Source organism: Rhodopirellula sp. P2 (assembly GCF_028768465.1).
Lineage (GTDB): Bacteria > Planctomycetota > Planctomycetia > Pirellulales > Pirellulaceae > Rhodopirellula.
Window position 1 is genome coordinate 5,771,035 of sequence record NZ_CP118225.1, and the last position, 13,154, is coordinate 5,784,188.

The 13,154-nt window shown below is 57.3% G+C and carries 9 protein-coding genes; 4 read left to right on the plus strand and 5 right to left on the minus strand.

The genetic code is table 11. The features are described 5' to 3' along the window. Positions 1-5 precede the first annotated feature (5 nt). Entirely contained in the window at positions 6-1,190 is a 1,185-nt protein-coding gene (locus PSR62_RS20260) for an aldose 1-epimerase family protein (RefSeq protein WP_274404809.1), read from the plus strand. Continuing rightward, complete coding sequence (locus tag PSR62_RS20265) at positions 1,183-3,099, plus strand: serine/threonine-protein kinase (RefSeq protein ID WP_274404810.1); 1,917 nt, start codon at positions 1,183-1,185, stop codon at positions 3,097-3,099. Before PSR62_RS20260 ends, PSR62_RS20265 begins: the two co-directional genes overlap by 8 nt. 23 nt (positions 3,100-3,122) lie before the next feature. Here the strand turns inward: PSR62_RS20265 and PSR62_RS20270 are convergent, their stop codons facing one another. Further along, positions 3,123-4,493 (minus strand): hypothetical protein, encoded by a 1,371-nt coding sequence (locus PSR62_RS20270; RefSeq protein ID WP_274404811.1) that lies wholly within the window; start codon positions 4,491-4,493, stop codon positions 3,123-3,125. Further along, a complete protein-coding gene (locus PSR62_RS20275; RefSeq protein WP_274404812.1) occupies positions 4,490-5,830 on the minus strand; it encodes a B12-binding domain-containing radical SAM protein in 1,341 nt (446 codons plus the stop codon). The genes PSR62_RS20270 and PSR62_RS20275 overlap by 4 nt, the downstream gene beginning before the upstream one ends. Positions 5,831-5,931: 101 nt before the next feature. Between PSR62_RS20275 and PSR62_RS20280 the strand changes: the two genes are divergently transcribed. Then, positions 5,932-6,714, plus strand: a complete 783-nt coding sequence (locus PSR62_RS20280) for an SGNH/GDSL hydrolase family protein (protein ID WP_274404813.1) — start codon at positions 5,932-5,934, stop codon at positions 6,712-6,714. An 11-nt stretch (positions 6,715-6,725) separates the two neighbouring features. On the opposite strand, the gene PSR62_RS20285 is transcribed toward PSR62_RS20280, so the two are convergent. The 3 genes from PSR62_RS20285 to PSR62_RS20295 all read right to left on the minus strand — a co-directional run bounded on the left by PSR62_RS20285 (position 6,726) and on the right by PSR62_RS20295 (position 9,387). Then, complete coding sequence (locus PSR62_RS20285) at positions 6,726-7,706, minus strand: YdcF family protein (RefSeq protein ID WP_274404814.1); 981 nt, start codon at positions 7,704-7,706, stop codon at positions 6,726-6,728. 156 nt (positions 7,707-7,862) lie between these two features. Further along, positions 7,863-8,114 carry a hypothetical protein gene (locus PSR62_RS20290; protein ID WP_274404815.1) on the minus strand — a complete coding sequence of 84 codons (252 nt, stop codon included), beginning with the start codon at positions 8,112-8,114 and terminating at the stop codon, positions 7,863-7,865. Positions 8,115-8,127: 13 nt separating this feature from the next. Next, positions 8,128-9,387, minus strand: coding sequence for a DUF1559 domain-containing protein (locus PSR62_RS20295; RefSeq protein ID WP_274404816.1), 1,260 nt, complete (start codon positions 9,385-9,387; stop codon positions 8,128-8,130). A 731-nt stretch (positions 9,388-10,118) separates the two neighbouring features. Between PSR62_RS20295 and PSR62_RS20300 the strand changes: the two genes are divergently transcribed. After that, entirely contained in the window at positions 10,119-13,148 is a 3,030-nt protein-coding gene (locus PSR62_RS20300) for an FG-GAP-like repeat-containing protein (protein ID WP_274404817.1), read from the plus strand. Positions 13,149-13,154 lie beyond the last annotated feature (6 nt).

Here is a 13,154-nt window from a genome sequence, read left to right on the forward strand (position 1 = left end):
CCTTCATGGCCACCGAATCCATCGTTGTCCGAGAAGTTGACGACCGTGAGCAACGAATCCAGTGGGATACCACCAGCCCGATGCACCTGGATTTATCCACCCGAGTGGGAGACTGGACGATCCGGCACGGAGTTTTTCGCGGAGGCGTCAGCGAAGGCGTGGAAATTGTCCGGCTGAAAAACAGCCGAATGCACGTCGATGTGCTGCCAACCCGTGGCATGTCAATCTGGCGAATCGAGTGCGATGGCGTTCGGTTTGGCTGGCATTCCCCCGTGATTGGGCCAGTCCACCCCAACCATGTGCCCGTCTCCGAACCCAGTGGATTGGGGTGGTTGTCGGGATTCGACGAATTGGTCGTCCGGTGTGGCTTGCAAAGCAACGGTGCTCCGCAACACGGCCCCCACGGTCAACTCGAATTTCCACTGCATGGGCACATCGCCAACACGCCAGCGGACTCGTTGTCGGTGGAATTTGACGAGGCCAGTGGGCGAGTCGAATTGATTGCCGACACCATCGAAACTCGTTTGTTTTTCAAGCGTTTTCGAATGCGATCCAAAATCCGCATCCACGCCGATCGCACGGAGGTCGAACTCCTGGACGACGTGACCAACGAACTGGAGACGCCGCAAACCATGCAATTGCTCTACCACATCAACATCGGCGTGCCGATTCTGGGCGAAAACAGCCGTCTGGTTTCGGCCCTCGCCGAATTGGCCCCCAAAGACGCTCATGCCGCGGAACAAATCGATCGCTGGGACGAGTTCGACGGTCCCACCACCGGCCAAGCGGAACGGGTTTATTTCGGTCGACCTCGGGCCGATGAAACCGGTTACACGCACACGATGCTGATGTCACCCGAGCAGGACCGGGGTTTTGCCGTCAGTTACAAAACATCGACGCTGCCCGCCTTTGTATTATGGAAGAACACGGCAGCCGAAGCGGACGGGTACGTGACCGGGATGGAACCTGCCACCGGTTTCCCAAACCGCCGCGGATTCGAAGAAAAACAAGGCCGACTGGTCGACATCGGTGCCGGGGAAACCAAATCCTTCCGCATCAAACTGCAGCCCTTGATGGATGCAGAGTCCGTCGAAACCACCCGGCAAAAGATCCAAACGCTCACCGATGAAGGCGAGCCGACCGAAATTTCCAACGATCCACGGGGCGATTGGACGGACCTTGATGGCTGAGCCTGAACTTCTCGGACCGTATCAGATTGAAAGCGTCATCGGCCGCGGTGGCATGGGATCGGTCTATCGGGCTCGGCACGGCAAGACCGGCGAAGAAGTCGCCGTGAAGTTGATCGCACAACACGTTGCCGACGACATGCGGTTCCGCCGCCGATTTGACGCGGAAGTTGAAACCTTGCGTCGGCTGCGGCACCCAGGAATCGTCCGCTTGATCGGCTACGGCGAAGAAGCTGGGCAACTGTTCTATTCCATGGAATTGGTCCGTGGCGAAACGCTTCAAAAACGCATCCGCGACGTCAAGCGACTCGGTTGGCTGCCGACGCTCGACATCGCTTCGCAAGTCTGTGCGGCGCTCAAACATGCCCATGACATCGGCGTCATTCACCGTGACCTCAAACCTGCCAACTTGATTTTGACCGAGGCGGGAGAAGTCAAACTGGTGGACTTCGGGATCGCCAAACTGTTTGGTTTTGGCGAGCAAACGCTGCACGGTTCAGTGCTGGGCACGGCCGACTACATGGCGCCCGAACAAGCAGGCAGCCACTCGATCACGCCTCGCACCGATTTGTACGCCCTCGGCAGCGTGATGTACGCGATGCTCGCTGGACGAGCCCCCTTTGCAGGCAAGAAGGTCACGCAAGTCGTGGAGGCGTTGCAACGGGACCGCCCGGTGCCGCTGGAGCTGATCAATCCCGACATCCCAGCCGAAGTCGTTGAGATCGTGCATCAATTGCTCGAAAAAGATCCGGCCAATCGGCCGCCGACAGCGCTCGCGGTGATGAATCGCTTGAAGGCGACACGGGCTGGACTGCAACGCGGCCGAACGCTGAACGAACAAGCGTCTCGCACCCAACTGGGTGACGAAGAATTCACGCCGGAACTGCCGCCCAACCTGGCCGGTGACTTGGACACGCGTGGCCATCATCACACCGATGCCTCCCGCGACGTCTCGCCCGATCTGCCAACCAACGAAACCGGCGGAAACCACGTGACCGGTCGACGCGTCGTCGCCAACGAACACCCGAGCAACCTTGCCGATCCGTTGACCGCCCCAGCCCTGACCAGCACCAACGAATCGTTGACGCAATCGAAACGCAACGAAGAACCGCCCAAGACTCACTTCCAAACGATCGATTCCAGCACGACTCCTGGTGGCTACCTGTCGGACCGTCACCGCGCCGAAAGCCCGGATTCGAATTGGGTGCACTGGGCATCCATTGCCGGGATGGTCTTGATCTTGCTGGGTGGCATCGCGCTGTTTGTCTATTCGATCCGCACTCCCTCGGCTTCGACTTTGTACGGGGCGTTCGAAGCGGCTGAACTGAACGGTTCGCTGGCGTCCGAAATCCCGCGAATGAATCTGTTTCTGGAAACTTATCCAGACGACCCAAATGCCGAACAAGTCCTCCACTGGCAACGTTCCGCTCAACTCGAATCCACCTATCGGCAACTCAAAAACCGCTCCCGATCCGCGGGCAGCTCAGCTCAGTTGCCACCTGCAGAAGCAGCGCTCCTGCAGGCGCTGTCGCTTCGCGAGACATCCAACGCAGACGCCGTGAAGTACCTGCAAGCTTGGCTGGACGTCTATTCACTCGACGTCGATTTGGAAGCCGCCGGCGAGATTCTCTCCCCGGGCGACAAACTCAAACATCGCCTGCGGCTTCGAGAGTTGCAACAACTCGAAACACTCGTTCGTGACGAACTTGAGCGTCTGAACTCCGCTCCCTCGGACCAGGTTGCCAACACCCAGCGACAACAAGCCTTGCGACTTCGGCTCACCACTGCGATGTCGCTCGCACCGGAAGACAAAGCCAAAGTCATGCGGGGAATCATCACGCTCTACGAAGGTCAAACCTGGGCAGCGGACATCGTCGATGACGCCCAACAACAACTGGCAGCCATCCAGTGAGTTGGGACGCACTATGTCCCAGCTCAGCTCTCAGGTGACTCCGCCGCTTCAGTGGCAGACGCTCCCGCCTCGTCCTCTTCGCCACTGGCGAATTCACCGGCTTCGACTTCCCGCCGCTGAATCGCTGCTTCACGGGCTGCTTCCATCACCCGGATCAGTTCGTCCCGATGGTCGTGTGTTTCCTGGTCCCCGACTTCGAGCGACCGCAGCTTTTCCAGCGCCATCAACATACGATCAATTGTGTCCGGTTCCCGGTGCACGATGTAATCTTGAAAGTACCCCAAGTCGGCCGTCCCCTCGAACCATCCTTCCTGTCGCAGCGCAATCTCGTCGGCTTGCACCATCAATCGATCCACAATCCACCGCTCCGCATTCTTTGCCTGAAGTGCATCGGCGACGAGTGCAATCTCCGGCTGCAAGTTCCTATGATCGGGATACTTCGGCGGCGGATCCCAGACAACGGGAAAGGCATCTTCCCCCATCGATTGCATTGCCGCGACGGCGTCATTGATGTCGCCGCTGCGAAGCATTGCATCCACTTTCGCCGAACGCATCAACTGCGGCTGAAAGAACGTCGCTGCGACCAACAAGATCACTCCCGACACCGCCGGCCACAACCAAACACTTCGTCGCATCGGAACGTTGCGACGGCCGATCTCTTCCCAGCGATGCTTCGATCTGCTCGACATCGCAATGGACCCCAAGGCCGCGATCAAGACCGGGATGAAGCCATAGAAACAACCGGCTGCAACCGTCGATTGATAGCTCCTCAACAGCTGCTGCGTTTGGGTCAACCGAATGCCGCCCATGAGTGAAACCATCGACAACTGAGCGGACAGCACAGCAAAGAACGCGATCACCATGCACGGCACCAGAATCCAAGTCAACGTGGCCCCCAGTCGAAGTCCAAACTGAATCGCGATCACGCGACTGAACAACAACACTCGCCAAATCGACACGATCGACAACAACGCCAGGTTGAAACGCAACGAGGTCATTTCATCCGCCATGACCTCGATTGGAATCGCGTACAACCACGCCAGCGGAGCGGTCATCCAGTATCCGGTCAGAAAGATTCGGTAGTCACGAATCAAGCTGTGCTTTGAATCTCGCTTCACACCTGTCAGCGCCAAACAGATCTGCACCGCAATGAACAAGACCGTGCAGATCACCAACGACGCAGCAAACGGACCGAGCAAGTCCTGGGGTGCATCCAACCAACTGACCGCGTCATATTCGCGCGCCATGGAAGCGGTCGCGACCAGAGCCAGCCCCAAAGTGAGTGACCAAGGACTGCGAAGCACCCGCCGAATGGAAGACTCCACCCCCAACAAAAACAGTAACGGATCTCGCAATCGCAACGTCATTGGATCACTCTCTGCTGAATCATTCATGCCTGGTTTCCTAGGGTGCGTCGGGAGGATCGAATCCGCTTTTGAATCGTATCACGGCGTGCCTGAGCCTCGGGCCGAAACACTCGTCCCACCAATTCGTTGAACTCGCTTTGCAACTGCTCGGCCGTCATTTGGTCTGGCTGATACACGACGTCGAACAACGTGTAACGAGAAAAATCGCCGGGCAACAATCGCTGCGATCGCAACAACGATGCGTACAGGCTGGTCCCAGGAAACGGCGTTTGCAACGTCAACTGAATTTCACCCATCGGAGCTTCCTCTAAGAAGTCCCCCAGTCTTTCGATCGACTCCGGTGTTTCGCCATCCGCTCCGACGATCAAGCAACCGTTGACCACAATCCCCGCCTCTTGGATGGCATCAACCGCTTCCAACATGCGTTGCCAATCCGCGTTCTTGGCTCCCATGCCGGGATAGCGAAACACGTTGGATTCCAAGCCGATCAAGATCTGCCGACAACCGCTCTCGGCGATATGCGAAAGCAGTTGCGGCTGATTGGCAATTCGCCAATCCGATTCAGTGAACCATCGGGCCCCGTGCCGCCGCAATGATTCCAACATCGGCCCATGGTCGCGTCCGCTGGCGAATGTGTTGTCGTCCGCCAACTCAATCCAAGGTCGCGACTTCTGACTCGAGATCGCCCCCATCTCCGCTTCGAACCGTTCGTCCGGCTTGACTCTCGCCGGCCCCAGCATTCGGCTCGCAGCGCAGAAGGAACACGCCCATGGACAACCTCGCATCGATTGAATGGTGTACCGCGGCGGCGAATGCTCGCCCAACAAATCCCAACGCGGAAGCGGCGAATCCGCGAGCGAGAAGGATCCATCGGCCTGATAGGACCTTGCCAACCTTCCTTCGGTGACATCCGCCAACAACTTTGCGAACGTGCTTTCGCCATCCCCCTGAACCACCACATCAAAATGCGGGCGGCAGTGCTCGGGAGCGGCCGTTGCATGCAACCCACCGATCACCGTGGTCACGTTGTGGCGGCGAACGAACTCGCTGATTCGTGCCGCTCGATCGGCCGAAGGCGTCAACGCGGAAAAAGCCACAACGGCTGGCTGAACCGGCGAAGACGTCCCCAGCAAAATCCGCTCGGCCACCTCCCTCTCGTCGGTCGCCCCATCGTCCAAGACCAGTTCGATGTCCCAAGTCTCAGGCACCAAGCCCGCGATGGTCAGCAGCCCCAACGGAGGCAATTGCGAGAGCGCCGATGCTCGACGAGCCAAACCGGGCAACTTCAACCCCCGTTGAAGCAACTCTTCATGCCCCACTCGCAGCCCGCTCATCGAGACCAACGTCAACTTCGGTTTGGGCATTGGCTCCTCCATTGTGAATTGGGTTGCGACATCATTGTCCGGTGCCTTCCATGATAAACTACTGCGGTCTCCATCTCGTTCCACCCCATGAGTTTGTCCCCATGAATCAACGCCGTTTTTCCTGTCTTGGTCTGCTTTGCGTCTGGTTTGGTTTGGAAGCAGGAATGCTGTTCACGGGATTGCCGGCCATGGCGCAAGACGCCACCGCAACCATCGAAAAACAGTTCCTGATCCCCGAAACCAATGACTCGATGGCCGGCTCAGGACCGGTCCGCCGCTACGACTGGATGAAGCAGATTTGGCAGCGGCGTCGATCCAACTTTGACGCCCGCACGCAACAAGACCAAAACGCAATCGTGTTTCTCGGTGATTCGATCACCCAAGGTTGGGGCGACGACTTTCGCGGCGACTTTGAAAACCGAAAGGTGGCCAACCGCGGGATCAGTGGCGACACGACTCGCGGCATGCTGTTCCGCTTGAAAGAAGACGTGCTGGACCTGGATCCCCAAGCCGTCGTGATGCTGATGGGAACCAATGACCTCGAGGAACATGCCTCGCCGGACACCGTTGCCAGCAACGTCCGCTTGATTCTTCAAGCATTCCATGCACACGATGCGGACATGCCCATCGTGCTGTGCTTGGTGATGCCCAGCAGCCAAACGAAGTCCCGTCCAGCCGCTCAAATCAAACGCATCAATGAATTGCTGACCGAGATCGCCAATGAGAACGAAACGGTTCACTTGGTCGACACCTGGACTCCATTCGCGAATGAAAATGGCGACGCCAAAGTCGAGGAATTCCCTGATCTGCTGCACCCCAATCAAGCCGGCTACGCGAAATGGAAAGCCGCTCTGGAACCGACCTTTGAGAAACTAAATCTGTAGCCTCTGGGCGGCTACTGGCCCGCTCGTTTCGCGATGGTCTCTTTGAACATCTTGCCAACGGTGTCCAATTGATCCGCTCTGGGAATCAAGTTCGAAGCGACCCAGGGCCGCTGGTTGTCGATGGCACGAAACGCGCATGGCAGTGGAATCAAATCCAACGAGGCGTTGTTTGCCAGACGCATCGCTCGGGGGACGTGAAAGGCGCTCGTGATCAGTCCCACTTGGGGCTCGCCGGATTCAACCGCCTCTTCCGTCCACCGTTCCTTCCACTCGGCCGAGGGTGATTCCACGAACTGCTTCAGCGAGTTCATCTCCGCCTGAGTGTTGACGCCCTCGATCGGAAAGATCACCTCCTCAGGGACCCCCAGCGAAACCAGCAACTGCATCGACTGCTTCCAAGGTGGCTCATAACCATCGGTGGAGGAGCCCGTCACGATGATCGCGCGAGTTGCGTGGGCATGATACGCCTGAGCGGCCGAAATCACGCGTTCGCCATCGCTTCCGAGTTCATAGAAACCAGGTGCCACTGCGGAGGAACCGCCCCCCAACACAACCACAGCATCCAGAGGCCGATCAAGCGACCGCTGCTCCAACGCCGGATGAGGCTCCGATGCAAGCGGGCTTTCAACTTGGGAACTGGCCCAATTCGCGAACCCCGCATTGCCAACGATTCCCCAGACGACAAAGCCAAGCAACCAAACGACAGGCCGCCAGGCGGACACGGCTCCCCGCTTGCATTGGACAATCGCGTGAACCGCCAAGGCCAGCATCCCGAGCCAAACCAAACCAACAGGCTGAATCAAATCAGTCCCGCAGCGCATGCCCGCGACAAAACCTTGTTGCATCCAAGTCGACACAACCAACAACAACACCCAGGCCGCAGGCACAACAAGCGAAACAAAAAGGGCATTCCAAGACGGCGGTGTTCTCTTCGAATGGTCGCTTCGTTCGATTTCATCGGACACGAGCGTTTGGGTTGGCAAAGTGTTCATGCCGCCCATGATACTGACGCAACCGTAAAAGTGTGTGCGGCCTTTGGTGAGTTGGGTCGGAAGGTGGCCGCCCGTGTGCGGCAACAAAAAAACCTCCGTTGCCATCACATGCGTGACAACAACGAAGGCATGAACAAACAACCTTGGATCAACCAATCAGTTGCGTTTTTTTGCTTCTTGGGTCGCGTCTTTCATCGCGTCTTCCATCGCTCCCGCGGGAGTTTCGTAAGCGCTGAGGTCTTCCGGCGAAACCACCTTTTCCGTTTGTCCTGGGCCGCAACCCATGACGCACAAGGAGGAGAGAAACAACGCGGCCAGAGAAATTCTTGAGATCAATTTATTGTCCTTTGGAATGAAAAAGCCTCCGCCGCGAACCACTCGCGGCGAAGACCGATTTTGAAAAGTCAAAGAAGAGTTCCAATCAGAATTCTTCTTGGATGGTTTCTTTTGCAGCACGAGTTCCCAACGCACCCCACAAGCCATACGGGCTCTGTGCACCAGGGCGATTGATTCCGGTTCCGTTCCAAATCACAGGAGGGGCCTCTTGATTGCCGGCTTCGATCGATTCCGTGATGAATTTCACAGCCCCGTCCCCCATCAGCATGTGCACACCACCTTGGTGACGACTGCTGGGCGAAACGTTTCCGCCATCGCGTTCTGGGAACCAGTCTCCGGTTTGAAACACGCAAATGGGCGAGTTGGGTGGGTTGACCGTCGAGACCATTGTCTGAGCGGGATAACCACTGTGCCAACGGAATCCACGACCGTAACGCAGCGTCCATGACGTTGCGGTGTTCCCACTCAGGTCAGTCGTGTCCAAGTAAAACTGAGGACGGGTTGGATCCACGTAAGCTTCTTGGAAGTTCACGTCGGTCTCGCACTCGGTGTAGTTGGCCGCGTTGGTGCGGTTGTCCAAATCCATCAAGTCCGTCGCCAATTCACCGGCAGCGAATGTGTTCGACAATCCGTCCAACACGTCTCGGAATCGAGTGGTCGTACGACCAATGAAAAATCCACGCGTCGCAGCAGGCGAGCGTTCAGCTGGCCAGCCCTTGCGAGCCGTCAGGTCCCACTCGTAGGTGCCTTGCGTCATGTAATCAAAGGCATCGCCCATGCAGGCGCCGTAGTTCGTTCGCCCGTGAGCAGGTGCTCCGGCACCAGGGTCGCTGGGGCAACGGAAACCAGGGACTTCCGTCAACCAAGGGTCGTAGTTGTTGCCTGCATCGCTGTCGCCGGCGTAACCGAAGGCTGGAACATCGATGGTTCCGTCACCGTTGTTGTCACGGGGATTCGCGATTTGCTCCCACAAGCCTTGTTGCTCCATGAATGGCAGAATGCCAACCAAGAAACTGTTGGTTCCCATCGCGTTGAAAGCCGGATTGCCGGAGTTCCACTCGCCGCCGGCAGGACCTTGGTCATGCAACCAAACACCGGCCCGGTGTGGGCCCGACATCTGTTGCGGCAACGCATTGAAGGCAGCGTGGTAGTTGTGCAACGCCAAGCCGATTTGCTTGAAGTTGTTGCTGCAGCTCATTCGGCGAGCTGCCTCTCGGGCGGCTTGAACGGCGGGCAACAACAGCCCCACCAAAACGCCAATGATTGCGATCACGACCAACAGTTCCACCAGCGTGAAACCACGCTTGGCTGACTGTCGCGCGAAACGGGGATTGAAGTGAGTCATTCGGTTTCCTCAAAAGAACGGAAATGAAATCAAAAGTTATTTCAGCAACGGCCTCTTGAACGCTGCTGTGTAACCAATCGTACTCATTCGCCTTCCGTCAGTAAGATGAATTCCTCGCCCTTACAGACGAACTACGAAACCACCCCTCCCTTTGAGGGCGACCGTGACGCCATTTGTTGCACCGTTGTCGCATTTCATTGAATCATTTTGTAGACACGCTAGCAAATAAACTTCGCCATGAACTTCCCTGGCTTCTGTTGCGACAAAACGCCTTATCCCCCGAATGAAACCGGTCTCAAAATCCATGGATTTTCAACATCTGAACTCGACACATCCCCTCCAGGAGCCATGGACGGTTCTCTTTTCTTCAGCTGCGTCGCACACTCCACCGCATGTCCACCGCGAAACCTTCTAATAAATATTGCCAACTTAGAGAATGACTGAATCAAGCTGACTTCGTTTCTCGATCGCCAAGGATTTACTTTTGTACACCGCTGATATTTTTTGATTTTTTCTCTGCCAAGGGTCCATTCCGCAACTGTCTAGGTCACAGAACGGAACTTCAGACCGCCCAATGCGAAGATAGAACCATTGAATCGCGGTCCGTACCAGTCGAGGATGGGAAGGCGGCTCGACCTCCTGAATCCCACGACCGAAACCAGCAACCCCACCCGCCAGGGGGCCACATGCCGTCTCGGCACTGATTTCCAACCTGTCTTGCGAAAGCCACCATGACGGCAACCGACGATTCTCTTTTGCTGCGTTCTGGAGTCCTGTTGCTGTTAGCGGTGGCGGTTGGCTGCCCGTCCCAAACGCCCGGCTCCAGTGGATCGCTGAGCGAACCTGGGTCCGATGCAACCACCTCGTCCCCGCCACCCGCCGCACTCCCTGCGTCTGACCGACAACCTTCACTCTCGCCGTCGGGCCCCGAATCCGCCGGCCCGATGGCTGGGCAACACCTTCTCTGGCAACAGCACCAGGAAGCGGGACGAATGGCGGAGGCTGCCCAAATTGCCTCGCAACTGTCGCGTGCTGGCAAAGCCAATCTGGACGAATCGCTCTCCTTGATCGCTCGAGAGCAGAGTTTTCCGCCGGCCAAGTTCGCTCATCCGGGCCCCACCGCAATGTCGCAAGCGGTCTGGCATGCCAGCCTCCGAGAGTATGAAGCGGCACTCGCACGTTTACTCGAAATCGCCCCTGCATCGATGACACCGAATCAACTGGCATTGCAGGGACGCGTTCTCGCAGAAGCTCAACATTTCGATGCCCTTCCCAATTGGATTCGGCAAAGCGATCCGTCGACTCGTCAGCAAGCAAACTTCTGGGCGACACTGGGAATCTGGCTGGGACACCACCAGCAACCACACGCCGCGATCGGGGCCACGCTGCAGGCAATCCGACTGAACCCAACCGATCAACTCAGCACTCAACGCGTCGGGAATTGGTTGCTGGCAATCGATCAGGAACACGATGCTGAACTGTTCTACCAGCGTGCCCGACTGATCGCCGAAACCAGCGACCTGCGAGACCAGTGGATTGATCTGCATCCGATCGGCACCGAGGCCGGGAACCGTCCCGACATTCGCGATCAAAAGGCACGCCTCGCTGGCAAACTCGCCAAGGCAATGATGGAAGCCGGTCGGCCGTTTGAATCGTTCCAGTGGCGTCTGCACCAATTGGACGTCTTGGGCCCAACCAACGCGGAATCAGAAGCAAGTCGCTCATCCAATGCCGCGAAAACCCGTGCCCTGATTCACCAACAGATGCAGACCCTGGCCAACACACCCGACTTGGCCGCCATCCTGGCCGAGGAACATTGGTTGCAACTGCGCCCCGAGGACTTTCCCTTTCAAACCGCGTTTCGGACCACGATGGTCGAACAAGAATCGAATGCTGCGTTGGCCTCACGCGCCATCGCAGCGAGCAAGTCAAACGATCCCGCCAACAACATCCCCAGACTGGCTGAGAATCTGGCATCCTACCAACCCCGGTTGTCCGATTTGGCGGCGGAGGTCGGACTGAATTTTCGCTTCCGACCTCGTCATCGTCCTTCAGTCCCCAGCGAAGTGAATGTGGCCGCAGACATGAGCACCGAGAACGAATCGCTGAGAATGCACGAAGCTCTCGGATCAGGCATTGGCGTGATCGACTACGACCGAGATGGTTGGCCCGACATCGTGTTTGGGCAAGGAGCCAGTGAACCGCCCGCATTGATGAGCGACCGGAGCGATGCCCTGTTTCGAAATCTGGCTGGGCAATTCATTGAGCAGACCGAGGCGACCGGCATCGCCAATTTCGGCTACTCGTTTGGAATCGCTTGCGGCGACATCAACCAGGATGGCTTTGACGATCTCTTGATCGCAACACTGGGCGTCAACCAGATGTATGTCAACAACGGCGACGGCACATTCACCAATGACACCGATTCACTGGGCGACCAAACCGTCGAACAGCATGACGGTGCCTTCACCACATCCGTTGCCATCGCAGACCTCAATGGCGATCAACTCCCCGATCTCTACGAGGCAAATTATGTTGAACGAAATCAATTGTTCGTTCGTTTGCCACCTGATCAGAACGGCAGAATTCCGCAAAAGACACCGCGAAGTCTATTCGCCCAACCGGACCGGATTTGGGTCCAGAGCGAAACCCAAGCTTGGCAGTCAACGACCATCGACGAATCAGTTGCTCGTGCAGGCACATCGCTTGGTGTGATCGTCGGTGAATTTTCAAAGGAAGCTCCGAAGACAAGCCCGAAAGATTCAGCCAGCAAGAGCGTCAACCAACCAAGCACAAATAAAATCTTCGTCGGCAACGACGCTCGGCCGAATCATTTGCTGCGGTTCGATGCCTCCCAAAACCGATGGCAGGAAATCGCCAACCTGATCGGCTTGGCCAACACGGTGGACGGCCTGCCATCCGCCAGCATGGGCATCGCCGCAGACGATTTGGATCGCCGGGGAGGCCTCGATCTGTTCATCACGAACTTCTCCACCGAATCCGTTTCGCTTTACCTTCAAGACAAGTCGGGATCGTTTTCGGATCAGTGCGTGCGGCAGCGTCTGGACTCCGCCACCCGACCGATGGTGGGCTTTGGATGCAAAGCGATTGACCTGAACCGTGATGGCTGGCTGGACGTGTGCTTGGTCAATGGGCACATCGATCGAATGCCTGGTGAACCCTACGAAATGCCCCCCCAGTGTTTTCTTTCAAGCGGCTTCGCCCCAGGACAATCCAGCGACCTCCTTGCCACCCCGACAATGCCGTCAGGATTTGTTTCGGTCATCCCGGATTGCCCCACCGATTACTGGACAACTCCTGCACTGGGACGAACGATGGCCAAACTGGACTTTGACCGTGACCAACGGATGGACCTGGTGGTCAATCATTTGGATCGCGACGTCGCGCTGCTACACAATGAGTGCGTTGATGATGGCGGCTGGATCCAGTTTGAACTGATCGGCTCACGGAGCGAACGCGGCGCAACCGGCACTCAGATCGAAGTGCAGTGCAACGATGGTGTCCGAAACGGCTACGTGGTCGCAGGTGACGGCTACATGTGCACCGATGAGAACGTCGTCGAGATTTCACTGGGAGACGCTGAAATTCAATCCATCACCGTTCATTGGCCGTCGGGACTCACGCAAGTCATTCCCGATCCCAGCGATTGTGCCAATCAACGAGTCACCCTGGTGGAAAACCAACCCGTCTGGAACAACGCAAACGCATCGCGACGATCCGACGGAAGACTGCTAGACTGACCGTCT